The sequence below is a fragment of the Streptomyces sp. CB02414 genome (assembly GCF_001905385.1).
Lineage (GTDB): Bacteria > Actinomycetota > Actinomycetes > Streptomycetales > Streptomycetaceae > Streptomyces.
Window position 1 is genome coordinate 644,234 of record NZ_LIPF01000002.1, and the last position, 19,085, is coordinate 663,318.

Annotated in this window: 21 protein-coding genes; 6 read left to right on the plus strand and 15 right to left on the minus strand. The window is 72.4% G+C overall.

Translation table 11 applies throughout. The annotated features are described in order from the left end of the window. Positions 1–96: 96 nt before the first annotated feature. Positions 97–684, minus strand: a complete 588-nt coding sequence (locus tag AMK11_RS09055; protein WP_019329587.1) for a sigma-70 family RNA polymerase sigma factor — start codon at positions 682–684, stop codon at positions 97–99. Between the two features lie 275 nt (positions 685–959). Further along, positions 960–1,571, minus strand: a complete 612-nt coding sequence (locus AMK11_RS09060) for a response regulator transcription factor (protein WP_003948568.1) — start codon at positions 1,569–1,571, stop codon at positions 960–962. 388 nt (positions 1,572–1,959) lie between these two features. Here AMK11_RS09060 and AMK11_RS09065 point away from each other — a divergent pair, with 388 nt between their 5' ends. Beyond that, positions 1,960–2,304 (plus strand): WhiB family transcriptional regulator, encoded by a 345-nt coding sequence (locus AMK11_RS09065; RefSeq protein ID WP_073724976.1) that lies wholly within the window; start codon positions 1,960–1,962, stop codon positions 2,302–2,304. A 44-nt stretch (positions 2,305–2,348) separates the two neighbouring features. Here the strand turns inward: AMK11_RS09065 and AMK11_RS09070 are convergent, their stop codons facing one another. Beyond that, entirely contained in the window at positions 2,349–3,275 is a 927-nt protein-coding gene (locus AMK11_RS09070) for a LysR family transcriptional regulator (RefSeq protein ID WP_073724978.1), read from the minus strand. A gap of 81 nt (positions 3,276–3,356) precedes the next feature. Between AMK11_RS09070 and AMK11_RS09075 the strand changes: the two genes are divergently transcribed. The 3 genes from AMK11_RS09075 (at position 3,357) to AMK11_RS09085 (ending at position 6,277) form a co-directional block, all read left to right on the plus strand. Beyond that, positions 3,357–4,025, plus strand: a complete 669-nt coding sequence (locus AMK11_RS09075) for an MOSC domain-containing protein (protein ID WP_107429654.1) — start codon at positions 3,357–3,359, stop codon at positions 4,023–4,025. Between the two features lie 97 nt (positions 4,026–4,122). Next, complete coding sequence (locus AMK11_RS09080; protein WP_073724982.1) at positions 4,123–4,896, plus strand: SDR family NAD(P)-dependent oxidoreductase; 774 nt, start codon at positions 4,123–4,125, stop codon at positions 4,894–4,896. 133 nt (positions 4,897–5,029) lie between these two features. Further along, positions 5,030–6,277, plus strand: a complete 1,248-nt coding sequence (locus AMK11_RS09085; RefSeq protein WP_073724984.1) for a hypothetical protein — start codon at positions 5,030–5,032, stop codon at positions 6,275–6,277. A 155-nt stretch (positions 6,278–6,432) separates the two neighbouring features. Here AMK11_RS09085 and groL read toward each other — a convergent pair whose 3' ends face one another. The 4 genes from groL to AMK11_RS09105 all read right to left on the minus strand — a co-directional run bounded on the left by groL (position 6,433) and on the right by AMK11_RS09105 (position 10,386). After that, a complete protein-coding gene (gene groL, locus AMK11_RS09090; protein ID WP_073724986.1) occupies positions 6,433–8,058 on the minus strand; it encodes a chaperonin GroEL in 1,626 nt (541 codons plus the stop codon). Between the two features lie 119 nt (positions 8,059–8,177). Beyond that, positions 8,178–8,486: a co-chaperone GroES gene (groES, locus tag AMK11_RS09095; RefSeq protein ID WP_019329594.1), complete on the minus strand. Its 309-nt coding sequence runs from the start codon at positions 8,484–8,486 to the stop codon at positions 8,178–8,180. 242 nt (positions 8,487–8,728) lie between these two features. After that, positions 8,729–9,448 carry a polysaccharide deacetylase family protein gene (locus tag AMK11_RS09100; protein ID WP_073724988.1) on the minus strand — a complete coding sequence of 240 codons (720 nt, stop codon included), beginning with the start codon at positions 9,446–9,448 and terminating at the stop codon, positions 8,729–8,731. After that, complete coding sequence (locus tag AMK11_RS09105; protein WP_198941322.1) at positions 9,445–10,386, minus strand: polysaccharide deacetylase family protein; 942 nt, start codon at positions 10,384–10,386, stop codon at positions 9,445–9,447. Before AMK11_RS09105 ends, AMK11_RS09100 begins: the two co-directional genes overlap by 4 nt. Positions 10,387–10,476: 90 nt before the next feature. Here AMK11_RS09105 and AMK11_RS09110 point away from each other — a divergent pair, with 90 nt between their 5' ends. Next, on the plus strand, positions 10,477–11,667 hold the full coding sequence (locus tag AMK11_RS09110; RefSeq protein ID WP_073724992.1) for a class I SAM-dependent methyltransferase: 1,191 nt from the start codon (positions 10,477–10,479) through the stop codon (positions 11,665–11,667). Here AMK11_RS09110 and AMK11_RS09115 read toward each other — a convergent pair. The 8 genes from AMK11_RS09115 to tsaB all read right to left on the minus strand — a co-directional run bounded on the left by AMK11_RS09115 (position 11,664) and on the right by tsaB (position 18,311). After that, positions 11,664–12,923 (minus strand): RNA polymerase sigma factor, encoded by a 1,260-nt coding sequence (locus AMK11_RS09115; protein ID WP_073724994.1) that lies wholly within the window; start codon positions 12,921–12,923, stop codon positions 11,664–11,666. The two genes, AMK11_RS09110 and AMK11_RS09115, sit on opposite strands and share 4 nt — an antisense overlap. 44 nt (positions 12,924–12,967) lie before the next feature. Continuing rightward, complete coding sequence (locus tag AMK11_RS09120; RefSeq protein WP_073724996.1) at positions 12,968–13,324, minus strand: YciI family protein; 357 nt, start codon at positions 13,322–13,324, stop codon at positions 12,968–12,970. Positions 13,325–13,433: 109 nt separating this feature from the next. After that, a complete protein-coding gene (locus tag AMK11_RS09125) occupies positions 13,434–14,483 on the minus strand; it encodes an LCP family protein (RefSeq protein WP_073724998.1) in 1,050 nt (349 codons plus the stop codon). A gap of 140 nt (positions 14,484–14,623) precedes the next feature. Beyond that, entirely contained in the window at positions 14,624–15,676 is a 1,053-nt protein-coding gene (locus AMK11_RS09130) for a LacI family DNA-binding transcriptional regulator (protein WP_073725000.1), read from the minus strand. A gap of 110 nt (positions 15,677–15,786) precedes the next feature. Next, entirely contained in the window at positions 15,787–16,044 is a 258-nt protein-coding gene (locus tag AMK11_RS09135; RefSeq protein ID WP_073725002.1) for a hypothetical protein, read from the minus strand. Beyond that, a complete protein-coding gene (tsaD, locus tag AMK11_RS09140; protein WP_073725004.1) occupies positions 16,041–17,132 on the minus strand; it encodes a tRNA (adenosine(37)-N6)-threonylcarbamoyltransferase complex transferase subunit TsaD in 1,092 nt (363 codons plus the stop codon). The genes AMK11_RS09135 and tsaD overlap by 4 nt, the downstream gene beginning before the upstream one ends. Beyond that, on the minus strand, positions 17,125–17,610 hold the full coding sequence (gene rimI / locus AMK11_RS09145) for a ribosomal protein S18-alanine N-acetyltransferase (protein ID WP_073725706.1): 486 nt from the start codon (positions 17,608–17,610) through the stop codon (positions 17,125–17,127). The genes tsaD and rimI overlap by 8 nt, the downstream gene beginning before the upstream one ends. Before the next feature lie 47 nt (positions 17,611–17,657). Then, a complete protein-coding gene (tsaB, locus tag AMK11_RS09150; RefSeq protein WP_073725006.1) occupies positions 17,658–18,311 on the minus strand; it encodes a tRNA (adenosine(37)-N6)-threonylcarbamoyltransferase complex dimerization subunit type 1 TsaB in 654 nt (217 codons plus the stop codon). Between the two features lie 215 nt (positions 18,312–18,526). Here tsaB and AMK11_RS09155 point away from each other — a divergent pair, with 215 nt between their 5' ends. After that, entirely contained in the window at positions 18,527–19,081 is a 555-nt protein-coding gene (locus AMK11_RS09155; protein WP_073725008.1) for a hypothetical protein, read from the plus strand. Positions 19,082–19,085 lie beyond the last annotated feature (4 nt).

The following is a 19,085-nucleotide window of genomic DNA, read 5'->3' on the forward strand; positions in this document are numbered from 1 at the left end:
TAACGGGAAGCGGAGGTGTCTCATTCCACGATCAAGCATCCCACCGGCGTTCATATCTTCCTACGAGCAGAACGCGCCGCCCGTTCACGCCCGGCGTTACTGCTCCGCCAGGGCCCGCAGCCGGCTCAGCGCCCGGTGCTGGGCGACCCGGACGGCGCCGGGTGACATTCCCAACATCTGCCCCGTCTCCTCGGCCGTGAGGCCCACCGCGATGCGGAGCAGCAGCAGCTCGCGCTGGTTCTCCGGCAGGTTGGCCAGCAGTTTCTTGGCCCAGGCGGCGTCGCTGTTGAGCAGCGCGCGCTCCTCGGGGCCGAGGGAGTCGTCGGGGCGTTCGGGCATCTCATCGGACGGGACGGCCGTCGAGCCCGGGTGCCGCATCGCGGCGCGCTGGAGGTCGGCGACCTTGTGGGCGGCGATGGCGAAGACGAACGCCTCGAAGGGGCGGCCGGTGTCCTTGTAGCGGGGCAGGGCGAGCAGCACCGCGACACAGACCTCCTGGGCGAGGTCCTCGACGAAGTGCCGGGCGTCGCCGGGCAGGCGGGACAGCCGCGTGCGGCAGTAGCGCAGCGCCAAGGGGTGGACATGGGCGAGCAGGTCGTGCGTGGCCTGCTCGTCCCCGTCGACGGCGCGGTGCACGAGCCCGCCGACCGTCCCTTGATCAGGGGCCGCCTCGTCGTCACGCATCGGTCCATGGTGCCTTGCGGCCGTCCGATCCGTGGCTTCGTGCCCGTTGTTGTGCACCGAAGCGTTATGAGCAGGTGCGCCGGAACTCATCCCCTGCGCCCTCCCCTTCCGCTCGACCGACTCGTCCCCGAGGAACTCCACACCTCAAGGATGCGTCATCCGCGCCGAAACGAGCAGTGGGCACCCGGCGGGTCGCCTTGTCACCCCCGCTCACCTCGCGATAAGCGGGGATCGCCGCTCCCCCGACGGGTCCCTTCGGACTCCGTCGCACGGCCTCAGCGGACCAGGCCCCACCGGAAGCCGAGCGCCACCGCGTGTGCCCGGTCCGAGGCGCCGAGCTTCTTGAAGAGCCGCCGGGCGTGGGTCTTGACGGTGTCCTCGGAGAGGAACAGCTCGCGGCCGATCTCCGCGTTGGAGCGGCCGTGGCTCATGCCCTCCAGCACCTGGATCTCACGCGCGGTGAGGGTGGGCGCGGCGCCCATCTCGGCCGAGCGCAGCCGGCGCGGGGCGAGCCGCCAGGTCGGGTCGGCGAGGGCCTGCGTGACCGTGGCGCGCAGCTCGGCGCGCGAGGCGTCCTTGTGCAGGTAGCCGCGGGCACCGGCGGCGACCGCGAGGGCCACGCCGTCCAGGTCCTCGGCGACGGTGAGCATGATGATGCGCGCGCCGGGGTCGGCGGACAGCAGCCGCCGGACGGTCTCGACGCCGCCCAGGCCGGGCATGCGCACGTCCATCAGGATGAGGTCCGAGCGGTCGGCACCCCAGCGGCGGAGGACTTCCTCGCCGTTGGCGGCCGTCGTCACGCGCTCGACGCCGGGCACGGTCGCGACCGCGCGGCGGAGCGCCTCTCGGGCAAGCGGGGAGTCGTCGCAGACGAGGACGGAAGTCATGGCCGTCCTCCGCAGCTCTTGCGCGTCACGTTGAGCCTCCAGGCTGGTACGAAATCGTCACCTGTGCGGTCGACCGTCCCGGACGCCCGCCCGAGCACTTGTTCCTTCAACCGCCTCCGCACTCTCAACGACGGTCACTCGAAAGAGTTACGGGGCTGTGTGTCGTCTTCGGCACTCTACGTGAGGGGGCGGCCACGCAGCAGACATGCGCGTCGGACCCGCCCCGTTTCATCACATCCCATGCCCCATTTAGCCGCTTTTCTTCCACTTCGCTGGTGTCTGCGGCTAGATTCGCAATGAGTCATATTTTCATCTCCTTAGATCGTAGTTGTACGGTTGCGGACGCTGTATCCCGCATCTACCCATATCGGCTACAAGGGGTCACGCAATGGCAGATTTCTCCCGCCTTCCAGGACCGAACGCGGACCTGTGGGACTGGCAGCTCCTGGCTGCGTGCCGCGGGGTGGACAGCTCGCTCTTCTTCCACCCGGAGGGCGAACGGGGAGCGGCGCGGAGTGCTCGCGAGAACTCGGCCAAGGAGGTCTGCATGAGGTGCCCGGTCCGCGCCGAGTGCGCGGCGCACGCGCTGGCGGTGCGCGAGCCGTACGGCGTGTGGGGCGGACTGACGGAGGACGAGCGCGAGGAGCTCATGGGCCGGGCCCGCCACCGCCTGGTGGCGGCGACGGCATCGGCATCGGCGTCGGTCGGCGGGGAGGCGGCCGCGCACCACTGAAGGAACGTTTCTCTATAGCGCGGACGCGGTAGTGCGCCCTGCCCTCAGCGCGCCGCCGACTGGCGCGCGCCCGCCCGCGCCAGCTCGTCGAGCGTCGCCGTGACCGCGGGCACCTGCGCCAGGTCGGGCAGGGTGAGCGCGACGATCTCCCGCCGCACCGCCGGCTCCAGCGTCACCGTGCGCGCACCCCGGGGCCGTACGGACTCGACGGCGAGCTGGGGCAGCACGGCCACGCCCAGGCCGGCCCCGACCAGGCCGACGACCGCCGGGTAGTCGTCGGTGGCGAAGTCGATGCGGGGCGTGAAACCGGCCCCCTCGCAGACCTCGACCAGCTGGCCCCGGCAGCGCGGGCAGCCCGCGATCCAGGGCTCCCCCGCCAACTCCCCGATGGCCACTGAACCGGCGGATTCCGCTTCCGTCCTCGCGAGCCGGTGCCCCTCCGGCACCAGCGCCACCAGCCGGTCGGTCAGCAGCGGCCGTACGACCAGGTCGTCCCACTCCTCAGCGCCCGCCGCCCCCTCGTAGCGGAAGGCCAGCGCCACGTCGCAGTCGCCCTCGCGCAGCAGCTCGACGGACCTCGGCGGCTCGGCCTCCTCCAGGGAGACCCGGGTGCCGGGGTGCGCGGCACGCAGTGCGGCCAGCGCCGTCGGTACGAGGGTGGAGCTGCCGCTGGGGAAGGAGACGAGGCGGACCCGTCCGGCGCGCAGCCCGGCGATGGCGGCGACCTCCTCCTCGGCGGCGGTCAGCCCGGCGATGATCCCGGCGGCGTGCCGCACCAGCGCCTCTCCCGCCTGGGTCAGCCGCATCTCGCGGCCGGTGCGTACCAGCAGCGGAGTGCCGACGGAGGTTTCCAGTGCCTTCATCTGCTGGCTGACGGCGGGCTGGGTGCAGCCCAGTTCGCGCCCGGCGGCGGAGAAGGAACCGGTCGATGCCACGGCGCGCAGCACGCGGAGATGACGAGCCTCGATCACACCACCGAGGATAAGCGACCCTTTGACCGAACGGCGAATAATGCGTCGACGCTTTGATGAGGGCTGTCCTACCGTTCGGCCATGAAGCTTCTCTCCGTCAATCTGGGCCGCGCGAAGGCCGTGCCGTACACCGACCAGCCCGAGGGCGTCACCGGTATCGACAAGCGGCCGGCGGACGGGGCCGTACGGGTGACCGCTCCCGGGCCGAAGGGCACCGGGGCGAGCGGGCTGGCCGGGGACACGGTCTGCGACACCCGGCACCATGGCGGCACCGACCAGGCGGTCTACGCGATGGCGCGCGAGGACCTGGACGACTGGGAGCGCGAGCTGGGCCGCCCGCTGCCGAACGGCTCCTTCGGCGAGAACCTCACCACGACGGGCGTGGACGTCTGTGGCGCCCGGATCGGCGAGCGCTGGCGCATCGGCCCCGACCTGGTCCTGGAGGTCACCTCCGGCCGCATCCCCTGCCGCACCTTCCAGGGCCATCTGGGCGAGGAGCGGTGGGTGAGGCGCTTCACGGAGAAGGGGGCGCCGGGCGCGTACCTGCGGGTGATCGAGCCCGGGGAGATACGGGAGGGCGACCCGGTCGAGATCGTCCACCGGCCCGGCCACGAGGTGACCGTCGCCCTGCAGTTCCGGGCGGTGACGACCGAGCGGGAGCTGCTGCCCCGGCTGCTCGCGGCGGGCGAGGCGCTGCACCCGGAGACGCTGGCGACGGCTCGGAAGTACGTCGCGAAACGGACCTCCTGACCCCCATTCACCATGCGCTGGTCACCGGTTCTTCACGATCGGCGATCACGATGTGAGCGAAGCGGACGTGCCCGGTCCGGCCCCATAACCTTGCGCCATGACAACGGCATTGATTACGGGATCGACGGCGGGCATCGGCGCCGCGTTCGCGCGGCGGCTGGCGGCCGACGGGCACGACCTGGTGCTGGTGGCCCGCGACACCGAGCGGCTGCGCGAGCAGGCCACCGAGCTGCACGACCGGCACGGCATCGAGGCGGAGGTGCTGACGGCCGACCTGGCAACGGACGCCGGCATCGACGCGGTGGCCGCCCGGCTGGGCGAGCGCAGGAGCCCCGTCGACCTGCTGGTCAACAACGCCGGCTTCGGCAACAAGGGCCGTTTCCTCGACGTCTCCATGGGCGACGAGCTGACCATGCTCAAGGTGCACTGCGAGGCGGTGCTTCGGCTGACCTCGGCGGCGACGGAGTCGATGCGGGAGCGGGGCCGCGGCGGTGTCGTCAACGTCGCCTCGGTCGCCGCCTTCGTCCCGCGCGGCACCTACGGCGCCTCCAAGGCGTGGGTCGTGCAGTTCACGCAGGGCGTGGCGAAGGACCTGGCCGGCAGCGGGGTGCGCCTGATGGCCCTGTGCCCCGGCTTCGTGCGCACGGAGTTCCACGCGCGGGCGGGCATGGGCACGGACAACATCCCGGGCTGGATGTGGCTCGACGCGGACAAGGTCGTCGCGGCGGCGCTGGACGATCTGGCGCGCGGCAAGTCCCTGTCGATCCCCGACCCCCGCTACAAGGCCCTGATGGGCGCGGCGAAGCTGGTGCCGCGGGGGGTGCTGGGCGGGATCACCTCGCGGACGGGGCGGAAGTACGGGCCGCAGTAGGGGCCGGATGTCACCCGAACGTGTGGTCCATTCCGGTCCCGCCCTGGCAGGGCGCCGGTGGGACGTAGCGTCAGGTGGCTGCGCCCGCAGCGGGCGGGAGGTCGCAGGCCGGCAAGGGAGAAGGTGGCATCGGGTGAGCGCGGGCACGGGTGGCCGGGACGGGCTGTTCGTCGACGGCACCGGCAGGGGTCGTACGGACAAGGTGACCACGGGGCGGGGGGCGGTGAACGGCGGTGGGGCGATGATGTTCTCCGACCTCGACTCCGCTCCTTCCGGCTTCCCCTCGTCTCCTTCCGACCCTCCCGCACCTCCTTCCGGCACCCCCATCCCGGCCCCCCGGCCCGCACCGCTGACCCAAACTCGTACCGCCGCCCAGCGCGGCGGGTCGTCGCGGCGTGCGAAGCAGCGAGCGGCGACGATCGCGCAGCGGATCGTGCCGGACGACCTCCAGCCCGACGCGCTGCGGATCGAACTGGTCGAACTCGGGGACGCGTTCCGTGCCTACCAGCGGCGGCCGGAACCCGACCTGGCCCTCCTCGCCGAACTCCACGACCGCAAGGCCCGCGCCTTCGCGGTGTGGGCCACCGTCACCGACGACGCGACCCTGCGCGAGGAGGCGGAACGGGCGGAGACGGCCGCGCGGACGACACGCGAGATGAACGCCAACCGCCTCGGCGTCCCGGTGGACGGGGACGGACCGGGGGTGGAGCGGTTGCTGACCCGGGGTCAGGGGGCCCACGCCCGACGCGTGCTGGAGCACATCAGGACGCAGGCACCGCTCCCCGGCGCCCAGGAGCGGCTCGCGGTGCTCATGCTCACCCTGCGGGCGGCGCGCGCCGGCACCGGGAACGTCACCGGGCAGGACCTCAGCGGCTGGTTGGCGTCGGACGCCGAGCAGGTGTTGCAGGAGCTGGCCGACGCGGGCTGGCTGGTCCTGCCGGAGGACGTCACCGCCGACGATGCGCTGATGTCCCGGCCCGAGGAACCCACCCAGATCACGGTGCCCACGCTGATTCCCACCCAGCCCCGCCCGTTCTTCTTCGGCAAGGTCACCCGGGCTCGGCTCTCGGGGTGGGCGCAGAAGGTGGTGGGCGACCGGAAGCTGCGGAAGAAGAAGGCTGGGCCCGCCACGCGGCTCCTCGCCGTGTACACCGCCGCCCACAGCCGTCCTGAGGGGCACCTGGGAGGTTGCGGCGAGGAGGGTGACGGGCTCGCTCTGGACGTGGTCGCCTCGTTCTGCGGGCTGCGGCCCGAGGACGTCGCCGAGCACGTCGGGCTGCTGGTCGCAGCGGGCTGGCTCGCGGAGGAGGCCGACACCGCCGGGGACCGGCTGCGCGGGCGGCTCACCGAGCGCGTACTGCCGCTGAGCGGGCTGCTGTGACGGCTACTCGGTGACGCGGCACCTCTGTGCTTCCACCGGCGTCCCTCCTTCGCGGTCACCGGGGCGCGTGCTGGTGGAGGTGAGCGAGGAAACGCGCGGTGCCCGGCACCCCCGCAGGGGCACCGGGCACCGTTCGGCTCAGCTCAGCGCAGCGCTCAGTGGGCGTGGCCGTGGCCGTGGCCCGCGGCGGCCGGCTCTTCCTCTTCCTTCTTCTCGACGACCAGGGTCTCGGTCGTCAGGAGGAGGGAGGCGATGGAGGCCGCGTTCTCCAGGGCGGAGCGGGTGACCTTCACCGGGTCGATGACGCCGGCCTTGACCAGGTCGCCGTACTCGCCGGTGGCGGCGTTGAAGCCCTGGCCCTTGTCGAGCTCGGCGACCTTGGAGGTGATGACGTAGCCCTCCAGGCCGGCGTTCTCGGCGATCCAGCGCAGCGGCTCGACGGCGGCCTTGCGGACGACCGCGACACCGGTGGCCTCGTCGCCGGTCTTGCCGAGGTTGCCCTCGAGGACCTTGACGGCGTGGACCAGCGCGGAGCCACCACCGGAGACGATGCCCTCCTCGACCGCGGCGCGGGTCGCGGAGATGGCGTCCTCCAGGCGGTGCTTGCGCTCCTTCAGCTCCACCTCGGTGGCGGCGCCGACCTTGATCACGCACACGCCGCCGGCCAGCTTCGCGAGGCGCTCCTGGAGCTTCTCGCGGTCCCAGTCGGAGTCGGTGGACTCGATCTCGGCCTTGATCTGGTTGACGCGGCCCTCGACCTCGTCGCGCTTGCCGGCACCGTCGACGATCGTGGTGTCGTCCTTGGTGACGGTGATGCGGCGGGCGGTGCCGAGCACCTCGAGGCCGACCTGGTCGAGCTTGAGGCCGACCTCCTCGGAGATGACGGTGGCGCCGGTGAGGACGGCCATGTCCTGCAGCATCGCCTTGCGGCGGTCGCCGAAGCCGGGGGCCTTGACGGCCACCGCGTTGAAGGTGCCGCGGATCTTGTTGACGACCAGGGTCGAGAGGGCCTCGCCCTCGACGTCCTCGGCGATGATCAGCAGCGGCTTGGAGGAGTTGGTCTGGATGACCTTCTCCAGCAGCGGCAGCAGGTCGGTGATGGAGGAGATCTTGCCCTGGTTGATGAGGACGTACGGGTCCTCCAGGACGGCCTCCATGCGCTCCTGGTCCGTCACGAAGTACGGCGACAGGTAGCCCTTGTCGAAGGCCATGCCCTCGGTGAAGTCCAGCTCCAGACCGAAGGTGTTGGACTCCTCGACGGTGATGACACCGTCCTTGCCGACCTTGTCCATCGCCTCGGCGATCAGCTCGCCGACCTGCTGGTCCTGGGCGGACAGCGCGGCCACGGCGGCGATGTCGGACTTCTCGTCGATCGGGCGGGCGGTGGCGAGGAGGTCCTCGGACACGGCGGCGACGGCCGCGTCGATGCCCTTCTTCAGCAGCGCCGGGGAAGCGCCGGCGGCGACGTTCTTCAGGCCCTCGCGGACCAGCGCCTGGGCCAGGACGGTGGCGGTGGTGGTGCCGTCACCCGCGATGTCGTTGGTCTTGGTCGCCACCTCCTTCACCAGCTGGGCGCCGAGGTTCTCGTAGGCGTCCTCGATCTCGACCTCACGGGCGATGGTGACGCCGTCGTTGGTGATGGTCGGGGCGCCGAACTTCTTGTCGATGACGACGTTGCGGCCCTTGGGGCCGATCGTCACCTTCACCGTGTCGGCGAGCTTGTTGACGCCGCGCTCGAGGGCGCGACGGGCGTCCTCGTCGAACTTCAGGATCTTCGCCATGGGAGCGTGAGCCCTCTTCCGGAAATCTTGGGGTTATACGGCACTGCGCCCCGGGCGCCCGGCTTTTTTATGGTCGCGGGAGCCAGGGGCGCAGCTGAACTGCTGGGTGCTTCGGTGAATTACTTCTCGACGATCGCGAGCACGTCGCGGGCCGAGAGGACGAGGTACTCCTCGCCGTTGTACTTCACCTCGGTGCCGCCGTACTTGCTGTAGAGCACGACGTCGCCGACGCTGACGTCGAGCGGAAGACGGTTGCCGTCCTCGAAGCGGCCCGGGCCCACGGCCAGGACGACGCCCTCCTGGGGCTTCTCCTTGGCGGTGTCCGGAATGACCAGGCCCGAAGCCGTGGTCTGCTCGGCGTCGAGCGGCTGGACCACGATGCGGTCCTCGAGCGGCTTGATGGCAACCTTGGAGCTGGCGGTCGTCACGATCCGACCTCCCCCTTCGGAGATCTCACGGGGTTAACTGTCTGAGGTGGCGACCAGGTCGATCCGTCGTCGCGGGTGCCGGACCTGCCCGTCGCTGTGTTGGCACTCTCCGGTGGGGAGTGCCAGAGCCGAGACTATGACCGCGATTAGCACTCGGTCAAGCGGAGTGCCAATGCCGACGGCGCGTCGGCGGGGAAATCGGCCTGGACGGCCTCGTCCTCAAGCGCCGGAGGGGCTGGAGCTCAGAGGTAGTCCCCCAGGTCCGCCACCCTCAGCCCCTGCTCCTCGATCGTCTCCAGCAGCGCTTCCGTGCGGGCGCTCAGGCCGGTGCCCGTCGGGTGGTCCGGTGTGACGGCCACGATGTCGCCGGGGTGCAGGCGGTGTTCGCCGCGGGTGTAGGTGAGGTCGCCGTCGGCGTTCAGGGCCGCTCGCCACAGGACGACGGCCGTGATGCCGCAGTCGGCGGCGGCGCGCAGGGTCGTGGTGTCGTACCTGCCGTAGGGCGGGCGGAACAGGTGGGGGCGGACGCCGAAGCGGGAGCGGAGCTTGGTCTGCTGGCCGCAGATCTCCGCGCGCTGGCCGGCGTAGGGCAGGCCGCGCAGGGAGCGGTGGTCGAGGGTGTGGTTCTGCAGGCTCGCGCCGACCGACCGCAGCCGGGCGAAGTGGCCGTACGCGGGTCCGGCGACCGTGTCGGTGAGGAAGAGCGTGACCGGGAGCCGGTGTTCGCGGACCGTGTCGGCGAAGTGGCGGTCGCGCTCGGCGCTGTCGTCGAAGGTCAGGAAGACGACCGGGTCGGTGGTGCGGACGTGGTCCACGACGGGCGGCAGGCGCTGCCCCCGGTCGCTGCCCCGGGCGGGCTCCGCGCCCGCCGGGGGCTGCGCGGGTCCGGCGAACTGGGCGCAGCCGGTGAGCAGTACGGCGGCCAGGGCGGCCCCGGCCGGCCGGAGCCGCCCGCGCCTCACAGGTAGTCCTCCAGCCGGGCCACGGCGTATCCCTCGGCGGTGACCTTGTCGAGGAACTCGCGGACCATGTCGCGCATGGTGCCGTCCCAGTCGTCCTCGCCCCGGAAGTGGGTGAGGACGATGTCACCGGGGTGGATCTTCCGGTCCCACTCGCGGTAGTCCCAGTGGTCGGCGAAGACCTCCTCGTTCCAGATGGGGGCGTACTCGATGCCGCAGGCCTTGGCGGCGCGCAGGGTGTCGCGGTTGTAGTTGCCGTAGGGCGGGCGGAAGACGGTGGGGCGCTTGCCGTAGCGCTTCTCGATCACGTCCTGCATGCCGCAGATCTCGCGCTTCTGCTCGGTGTAGGACAGGCCGGGCAGGTAGGGGTGGTTGAGGGTGTGGTTGTTGAGGGTGACGCCGCGGTCCTGCATCTTCTTGAAGTAGCCGTAGTCCTCCTTGACCAGGTAGTCGCTGAGGAAGGCGGTGTACGGGATCTTCAGCTCGCTCATCATCCGCAGGAACGCCGGGTCCTTCTCGGCGCCGTCGTCGATGGTGAGGAAGACGATCTTCTCCTTGGTGGGGACCGAGGTGAAGACCGGCGGGAGGTTCTCCTGCCCGTCCACCTCGAAGCCCTTGCGGGCCTTGATCTCCGGCTTCTTCGCGGGGGGCGGCGGGGCGGTCAGCGGGACCTTCTTCAGCTTCCAGCGCTTGGCGGCGGCGACCCGGGCGGCGTGCGCCGCGCCCAGCTTGGAGGCGTAGGCGTCCAGCGCGCGGGCCGGGGGCGCCTGGAGGGGCTGCTGGCCGGAGGCGCCGCGCACCTCGGAGGCGTCCTGCGCACAGCCGGAGGCGAGGGCGGCGACGGCGAGGACGGCGGCGCCGCCGCGCGTCCGGAGCCTCGCGAACGGCGCCCGATACGCCCTGAACACCCGGCTCTTGTCATTTTGTACGACTGCTCGCATGGTGCGGGATCCTCGCAGTCCCCGGCCCCCGGACCCGGCCCGACACCGCGCCGGAGGCACACCATCCACCGACTGGCCCACAATGTTCCGGTGAACGACCTCGACGCCCTCCTCGCCCTGCTCACCCCCGAGGGCCGCGCCCTCCTCGACGAGGTGCGCGACACCGACCCGGCACAGGAGCTGGCGGTCGCGACCCGGTTGCGGCGCACGCACCCCGCGGAACTGGTGTCGGCCGCGCTCGGACAGGCGCGGCTGCGGCAGCGGGCGGTGGCGAAGTTCGGGGCCGAGGACGCCGGGCGGATGTTCTTCACGCCCAACGGGGTCGAGCAGTCGACGCGGGCGAGCGTGGCGGCGTACCGGGCCGAGTGCCTCCGGGCGGTCGGGGTACGGTCCGTCGCCGACCTGTGCTGCGGGATCGGCGGCGACGCGGTGGCGATGGCGCGCGCGGGGATCCGGGTACTGGCGGTCGACCGGGACCCGGCCACGGCCGCGGCGGCCCGTGCCAACGCGGAGGCGCTGGGGCTGGGCGAGCTGATCGAGGTGCGCGAGGCCGATGTGACGGAGGTGGACCCCGCCTCGTACGACGCCGTGTTCGTCGATCCCGCGCGGCGTTCCTCCAGGCGTGGCCGGATCTTCGATCCGGAGGCCTACTCCCCTCCCTTGTCCTGGGCGGTGTCTGCCGCGCTCGGGGCGCCGCTGGGCCTGCTGAAGATCGCGCCCGGCATTCCGCACGAGGCGATCCCCGCGGAAGCGACGGCCGAGTGGATCTCGGACGGCGGGGACGTCAAGGAGGCCATGCTGTGGTTCGGCCCGGACGTGACGCCCGGAGCGCGGCGGGCGACGCTGCTGCCCGCCCATGCGGGTATCTACGCGACACCCGAGACCATGCTCCCGGACCCCGAGGTGCGGGAGGTCGGAAGGTACCTGTACGAGCCGGACGGCGCCGTCATCCGAGCCCACTTGGTGGCCGAGGTCGCCGAGGAGCTGGACGGCGGGCTGATCGACCCGACCATCGCCTACGTCACCGCGGACGAACTGCACAATACGCCGTACGCCAGCGCCTACGAGATCACCGACCGGATGCCGTTCAACGTCAAGAAGCTGAAGGCGCTGCTGAGGGAGCGCGAGGTCGGCACGCTGACGGTGAAGAAGCGGGGCTCGGCCGTCGAGCCGGAGGAGCTGCGCAGGAAGGTCAAGCCGCAGGGGCCGAACGCGGCGACGGTGTTCATGACCCGGGTCACCGGGGCACCGACGATGCTGATCGGGCACCCCGTCCGCTAAGCGGTGTCCGCCTCCCGTGCCCGGCGCGACAGGAGCGCGCGTTCGCGTTCGTTGCGGGCGAGGGACGCGGCGCGGTCGAACTCCGCGCGGGCCTCCGCCCGGCGGCCCAGGCGGAGCAGGAGGTCGCCGCGGACGCTGGGGAGCAGGTGGTAGTCGCGCAGGGCCGGTTCGGCGGCGAGGGCGTCGACGAGGGCGAGGGCCGGGGCCGGGCCCTCGGCCATCGACACGGCGACCGCGCGGTTGAGTTCGACGACCGGTGACGGGGCGCGGTGCGCGAGCAGGCCGTAGAGCGTGGCGATGCGCGGCCAGTCGGTCTCCTCGTAGGTGTACGCCGTCGCGTGGCAGGCGGCGATCGCGGCCTGGAGGGTGTACGGGCCGGGGGGACCGGCGTCCCTGGCCGCGTGGGCGTGGTCGAGGGCGGTGACGCCGCGGGCGATGAGCATGCGGTTCCAGCGGCGGCGGTTCTGGTCCTTCAGGAGGACGGGCGTGCCGTCGGGGCCGGTGCGGGCGGCGGTGCGGGAGGCCTGGAACTCCAGCAGGGCGGTGAGGCCGTGGACCTCGGGTTCCTTCGGCATCAGCGCGGAGAGTACGCGGGCCAGGCGCAGGGCGTCCTCGCACAGGGCCGGGCGGAGCCAGTCGTCGCCGGCGGTGGCGGCGTAGCCCTCGTTGAAGATCAGGTAGATGACCTCCAGGACCGAGCCGAGGCGGGCGGCGCGGTCCGGGCCGTACGGCACCTCGAAGGCGACGTTCTTGCGGGCCAGGGTGCGTTTGGCGCGCACGATGCGCTGCGCCACCGTCGGTTCCGGGACGAGGAAGGCGCGGGCGATCTCGGGTGTGGTGAGGCCGCCGAGCAGGCGCAGGGTGAGGGCGATGCGGGCCTCGGCGGACAGCACCGGGTGACAGGCGGTGAAGACCAGGCGCAGCAGGTCGTCGTCGATGTCCTCCGGGTCGGCGGGCTCCTCGGGCGGCGCCGTGGCGGTGGGCAGGTCGCGGCCGATCTCCGCCAGCTTGCGGGCGTAGTTCTCGCGGCGCCGGATGAGGTCGACGGCGCGGCGCCGGGCGGTGGCCATGAGCCAGGCGCCCGGGTTGTCGGGCACGCCGTCCCGGGGCCACTGCTCCAGGGCCGCGACCATCGCGTCCTGCGTGAGCTCCTCGGCGATGCCGACGTCCCGGACCAGGCGGGCGACGCCGGCGATGACGCGCGGGGACTCAAGGCGGAAGACCGTCTCGACGGCCTCGGTGGGCTGTGGTCGCACAGCCCACCATGCAACACCGCCGGGCCGCCGGAGCCAAACGGAACTCAGCCCTCCATCAGCTCCCGCACCTCGCAGGTCACCGTCCAGTACTCCTCGTGCACCTTGAGGAAGCGCTTGGTCCACTCGACCGCCTCGGCCTTGTCCTTGGCCTGAAGGAGCGAGTAGCCGCCGATGACCTCCTTGGACTCGGTGAACGGCCCGTCGGTGACGGACAGCTGCCCGCCCTCGTAGTGGACGCGGGTGCCCTGGGCGGTCGGGGTCAGCCCGGCGGTGTCGAGCAGCACGCCGGCCTTGGTCATCTCCTCCATCAGCTTCTCCATGCGCTGCACCAGCTCGGGGCTGGGGCCGCCGGAGAGGGCGTCGTTCTCCTCGATGCGGATCAGCGACAGGAAGCGGGGCATGGTGACTCCTCGAGTGGTTCGGTGCCGGGTCCGTCCCGGCCTCTCACCCGTGCGTCGAACGGGCGGGGCATGGATCGACACCCGCCGCGAGATTTTTCCGAAGGACCTCTCAGCGCAGCGATTCCCACAGGTCGGCGGCTTCCGGCTGGTCCGCCACCACCCGGTTGGGGTCGGAGGGTGCGGGCAGCACCGGCATGGTCAGCGTGCGTACGTCGTCCGCGTCGAGGTCACCGAGGCTGCGGCCGAGGCTCACCAGCTCGCTCAGCGAGTCCAGGCCGGTGTCGGTGGTGAGGCTGCCGGTGACCGCGTCGGCGGCCTGGTAGAGGCGGGTGGGGTCGGTGAGCAGGTCGGTGGTGGAGATCTGCTCCAGCAGCGCCTCGACCAGCTTGTGCTGGAGCTCTATGCGGGCGAGGTCGCTGCCGCCCGCCAGGCCGTACCGGGTGCGGGCGAGGCCCAGGGCCTCGGTGCCGTCGAGGTGGTGGGTGCCGGCGTCCAGGTGCAGGTGGCTCTTGTCGTCGTCGATGTCCACGTCCGTGGTGACCGTGACCCCGCCGAGCGCGTCGACCAGGTCGGCGAAGCCGGAGAAGTCGATCTCCATGTAGTGGTCCATGCGGACACCGGTGACCGACTCGACGGTCTTGACCGCGCAGACCGGCCCGCCCACGGCGTAGGCGGTGTTGAACATCGCGCCGCTCGCCTCGGGGGTCGTTCCGCCGGACGGCAGCGGGCAGGAGGGGCGGTCGACGAGCGTGTCGCGGGGGATGCTGACGACGGTGGCGGCGGTCCGGCCGGCGTCGAGGTGGACGACCATCGCCGTGTCGGAACGGGCGCCCTCGCTGTCGCCGCCGCCGAGCTCCTGGTTCTCCTCGCCGCTGCGCGAGTCGGAGCCGAGGACCAGGATGTTGAGGGCGCCGGTGGGCACCGGGGACGCGGAGGGCGAGGCGGAGGGGACGGTGACCGGCCTCGCGGGGCGGTCGTCACCGAGCGCGCCGTTGATGTCGACGCTTCTGATGTTGTCGTTGAGGTGCCAGTAGGCCCAGCCCGCCGCGCCGGCCCCGAGCAGCAGGGCGCCGGCCAGGGCGAGACCGGCGGCCCGCAGCCCTTTCGAGCGCCCGCTGGGCCGCCTCTGTCGCGCGCCGTGCGCGTCCCGTCCCGCCATGCGTCCGCCCCCGCTCGTGCCGGTGCCGTTCCCGGTTCCGTTCGCGTCCCCACCCGAGTGCCCCGTCGACAGGAACATACGTCTGAATTGTTGAAATCAGGAACATGCGGGACCGCATTCTGCGGGAATTCTCAGACTTCTCAGCCCGTCGCAGGCGCCGCCGTACTGCTGCGCACCTCCAGGCTGGTGGCCAGTTCCACCCGGGTCGCCGCCGCCGAACCGTCGTCGCGCCCGAGGTCCAGGACCAGCCGGGCCGCCGCCTCGGCCATCTCCATCAGCGGCTGCCGTACGGTCGTCAGCGGCGGGCCCACCCAGCGCGCCACCGGCAGGTCGTCGAAGCCGACCACGCTCAGGTCCTGCGGGATGCGCAGCCCCAGTTCGCGTGCGGCCTCGTACAGCCCGAGCGCCTGGAGGTCGTTGCCGGCGAAGACGGCGGTCGGCCGGTCGGGGCGGCGCAGCAGCTCCAGGCCCTGGCGGTAGCCGGCCTCGTGGTGGAAGTCGCCGGTGACGATCAGGCCGGGGTCGACCGGCAGCCCCGCCGTCTCCAGGGCCGCCCGGTAGCCGTCGACGCGGGCGCGGCTGCACATCATCCGGGTGGGTCCGCTGATCGCGCCGATGCGGGTGTGACCGAGGTCGACCAGGTGCCGGGTGGCGGCGAGTCCGCCCTGCCAGTTGGTGGCGCCGATGGACGGCACGTCGGCGCCCGGGTCGCCGGCCGGGTCCATCACCACGAACGGGATGGAGCGGCTGGTGAGCAGGGCCCGCTGGGACTCGTCGAGGCCGGACAGGACGAGGATCACGCCGTGCGGGCGGCGGGCGGCGACCTGGTCGGCCCAGCTCCGGCCGGGGGTGAGGCGTCCCGCGCTCTCGGAGAGCACGACGCTGAGCCCCGCGTCCCGCGCCACGTTCTCCACGCCGCGGATGACCTCCATCGCCCAGGCGCTCTCCAGTTCGTGGAAGACCAGGTCGATCAGGGGCGAGCGGGTCGCCTCGGCCCGCCTGCGCCGGTACCCGTGGGTGCGCAGTAGTTCCTCCACCCGGGACCGGGTGGAGGGCGCGACGTCGGCGCGGCCATTGAGGACCTTCGAAACAGTCGGCGCCGACACGCCGGCCTCACGCGCGATCTCGGCGAGGGTCGCGGTCTGCGCGGAACGCCTTTGCGTCCGGGTTCCAGCGGGCTGCGGGGATGTCATGGCGGCGATCGTAACCCTGCGGGCCCTCTTGACGCAGTCCTCGGACGGCGACGGAGCATCGGCACATTCGCCATACGCTCCGAAACATTCTGCCGTTCAAGGAGCGGTCGTCAGTCAGCGGCCACCGACTCGAACCGCCACCGGTGCACCGCGCGTGTGACCAGACCGCCGTCCGGTTCCGGCAGTTCCGGCAGTTCGGCGTCGTAGGCGGCGTCCCACCAGGTGATGACGAGGACCCGGTCCTGCGGGGCGCACAGCACCTCCCGGCGGACCGGGGCGCCGGCGAGCGGCTGCGCCCGCGCCCAGGCGAGCAGGTCCTCGCCCCGGCCGGGCACCGCCCGCGCCTCCCACATCAGCGCGACCGTCACGAGTACAGGTTCTCCTTGCTGACCTCGTGCACGTGCTCATGGGCGTGCCCCGGCACGTGCGGGTCGGTCACCGGCAGCGAGGAGTCGGCCGACAGGTCCCAGTCGGAGGCGGCCCGGCCCCGGGCGACCATCTCGGCGCCGAGGGCGGCCACCATCGCGCCGTTGTCCGTGCACAGCTTGGGGCGCGGCACGCGCAGCCGGATGCCGGCCGTCTCGCAGCGCTCCTGCGCGAGGGCCCGCAGCCGGGAGTTGGCGGCCACGCCGCCGCCGATCATCAGGTGGTCGACGCCCTGGTCCTTGCAGGCCCGCACCGCCTTGCGGGTCAGCACGTCCACGACCGCCTCCTGGAAGGACGCCGACACGTCCCGCACCGGCACCTCCTCCCCCGCCGCCCGCTTGGCCTCGATCCAGCGGGCCACGGCCGTCTTCAGCCCGGAGAAGGAGAAGTCGTACGCCGGGTCGCGGGGGCCGGTGAGCCCGCGCGGGAAGGCGATCGCGTTCGGGTCGCCCTCGCGCGCGTAGCGGTCGATGACCGGGCCGCCGGGGAAGCCGAGGTTCAGCACGCGGGCGATCTTGTCGAAGGCCTCGCCGGCCGCGTCGTCGATGGTGGCGCCCATCGGGCGGACGTCGGAGGTGATGTCCGAGGAGAGCAGGAGGGAGGAGTGGCCGCCGGAGACCAGCAGCGCCATCGTCGGCTCGGGCAGCGGGCCGTGCTCCAGCTGGTCGACGCAGATGTGGGACGCGAGGTGGTTGACGCCGTACAGGGGCTTGCCGAGGGCGTAGGCGTACGCCTTGGCCGCCGAGACACCGACCAGCAGGGCGCCGGCGAGGCCGGGTCCGGCGGTGACGGCGATGCCGTCGAGGTCGCGGGCGCTCACCCCCGCTTCCCTCAGGGCGCGGTCGATGGTGGGGACCATCGCCTCCAGGTGGGCGCGGCTCGCCACCTCGGGGACGACGCCGCCGAAGCGGGCGTGCTCGTCCACGCTGGAGGCGACGGCGTCGGCCAGCAGGGTGGTGCCCCGGACGACACCGACACCGGTCTCGTCGCAGGAGGTCTCGATCCCCAGGACCAGAGGTTCGTCAGGCATGGTTGTCGGTTCCTCGTTCGGTTCCCGGTACGGAGGTGGAAGGGTCGGTCAGGCGCATCACCAGGGCGTCCACGTTCCCCGGCTGGTAGTAGCCGCGTCTGAAGCCGATGGGCTCGAAGCCGAAACGCTCGTAGAGGCGCTGGGCGCGGGTGTTGTCGACCCGGCACTCCAGCAGCACCTCGGTGCACTCGAAGGCGGTCGCCGCCCGCAGCAGTTCGGTCAGCAGCCGCGCGCCGAGGCCGGTGCCCCACTGGTCGCGGGCGACGGCGATGGTCTGCACGTCGGCCTGCTCGCCGGAGGTGACCAGGCCCGCGTAGCCGACGACCCGCCCGTCCGTCTCGGCGACCAGGTACCGCCGGGTCGCGCCGGGCCCGCGCGCGTGGGCCAGCTCGGACCAGAACATGCCGCGGGACCAGGCGTCCTCCGGGAACAGCTCCCGTTCCATCCGCAGGACGGGGTCGATGTCCCACCAGCGCATCTCGCGCAGTGCGGCGGTGGAGGGCCCGGCGGCGGTGGCTGACTCGGTCACTTGGGGGTGACCACCTTGTAGTTCTTGGGGACCTGGGCGTCGGGCCGGCGCAGGTAGAGCGGCCGGGGCGCGGGCAGTTCCTCGCCCGCGGCGAGCTTCTCCGCGGCCAGGCACGCGAGGGCGGCGGCGGAGACGTGCTCGGGCTCATGGGCCTTCGGGAAGGTCTCCGGGTACAGCAGCGCGCCCGCGCCGACGGCCGGGAGCCCGGCGACCCGCTCCGCGATGTCGGCGGGACGGTCGACCGCCGGGTCGGTGAGGCGGGTGCGGGAGTCGGCGTACCGGGCCCAGTAGACCTCCTTGCGGCGGGCGTCGGTCGCCACCACGAAGGGGCCCTCCAGGTCGGCGGCCCGGGCGAGACCGTCCAGCGTGCACACGCCGTGCACGGGGACGCCCAGGGCGAGCCCGAAGGTGTCCGCGGTCATCAGTCCGACGCGCAGCCCGGTGTACGGGCCGGGGCCGGTGCCGGCGACGATGCCGGTGACGGCGTCGAGGCGCAGTCCGGCCTCGGCGAGCACCCGGTCGACGGCGGGCAGCAGCAGCTCACCGTGGCGGCGGGCGTCGACCTGGCTCGACGAGGCGATGACGTCCGTACCGTCGTGCAGCGCGACGGTCACGGCGGGCGTGGCGGTATCCAGAGCGAGCAAGAGCACGCAAACAGCCTACGGCGCCGCGGGGCCCGTGTCGGACGCCCGGTGGGCGGTGCGCGGCGGACGGCGGGGGCGCGCACCCGGGTCGCGCCGGCGGGCCGGCGTCGGCCGCCGCCCCCTCCGTGTTGCGCACCGCGTTCGCACGGTCACGTACTGCTACCTTCGCCGGAGAGGGACGCACGGACACGCACCGACGTACGACGACGAGGTGGTCGCCAGTGGCAAGCAGCAGCGCCGGTTTCGTCGCCGGGCTCACGGCGGCGGCGCTCGCGACGATCGGCTACCTCACCCACCAGGCCTCGGTCGCCGCCCCGCACGACCTCGGCCGGGCGCACGCGAGCAGTACACCCGCCCCCGGCGCCTCCAAGGCACCCCGCGACCGACGGCACCCGGAAGCGCTGCCGACGGGGACCGGAAGGGGTGAACGGGTGGTGTACTCGGTGGACGACGACCGGGTGTGGCTGGTCGGCCCGGACAACCGGGTCCAGCGCACCTTCGAGGTCACGCCCAGCACGGTCGACCCGGCGCCGGGCACCTACGCGGTCACGTCCCGGTCCAACCGCGTCACCGGCTCGGACGGCATCCCGGTCGAGCACGTCGTGCGCTTCACCAGCGTCGACGGCGTGGTCATCGGGTTCAGCGCGGCCGTGGACGGCTCGACGGCGAAACCCGACCCGGACGAGCGCACCGGCGGCATCCGCGAGACCCGCGCGGACGGCGACGCGATGTGGCGGTTCGCGACGATCGGGCAGCAGGTCGTCGTCGTCCGCTGAGCCC

Coding starts and splice junctions, on each gene's coding strand:
- AMK11_RS09120 (WP_073724996.1), bottom strand. CDS start 13,324: ATGCCCCGCTTCCTGTCGCTGATCCGCATCGAGGAGAACGACGCCCTC.
- rimI (WP_073725706.1), bottom strand. CDS start 17,610: ATGCGCTGGTGGGACATCGACCCCGTCCTGCGGATGGAACGGGAGCTG.
- groL (WP_073724986.1), bottom strand. CDS start 8,058: ATGGCGAAGATCCTGAAGTTCGACGAGGACGCCCGTCGCGCCCTCGAG.
- AMK11_RS09065 (WP_073724976.1), top strand. CDS start 1,960: ATGGCAGATTTCTCCCGCCTTCCAGGACCGAACGCGGACCTGTGGGAC.
- AMK11_RS09055 (WP_019329587.1), bottom strand. CDS start 684: ATGCGTGACGACGAGGCGGCCCCTGATCAAGGGACGGTCGGCGGGCTC.
- AMK11_RS09130 (WP_073725000.1), bottom strand. CDS start 15,676: ATGACATCCCCGCAGCCCGCTGGAACCCGGACGCAAAGGCGTTCCGCG.
- AMK11_RS09075 (WP_107429654.1), top strand. CDS start 3,357: ATGAAGCTTCTCTCCGTCAATCTGGGCCGCGCGAAGGCCGTGCCGTAC.
- AMK11_RS09105 (WP_198941322.1), bottom strand. CDS start 10,386: ATGCGAGCAGTCGTACAAAATGACAAGAGCCGGGTGTTCAGGGCGTAT.
- AMK11_RS09060 (WP_003948568.1), bottom strand. CDS start 1,571: ATGACTTCCGTCCTCGTCTGCGACGACTCCCCGCTTGCCCGAGAGGCG.
- tsaD (WP_073725004.1), bottom strand. CDS start 17,132: ATGCCTGACGAACCTCTGGTCCTGGGGATCGAGACCTCCTGCGACGAG.
- AMK11_RS09080 (WP_073724982.1), top strand. CDS start 4,123: ATGACAACGGCATTGATTACGGGATCGACGGCGGGCATCGGCGCCGCG.
- AMK11_RS09125 (WP_073724998.1), bottom strand. CDS start 14,483: ATGGCGGGACGGGACGCGCACGGCGCGCGACAGAGGCGGCCCAGCGGG.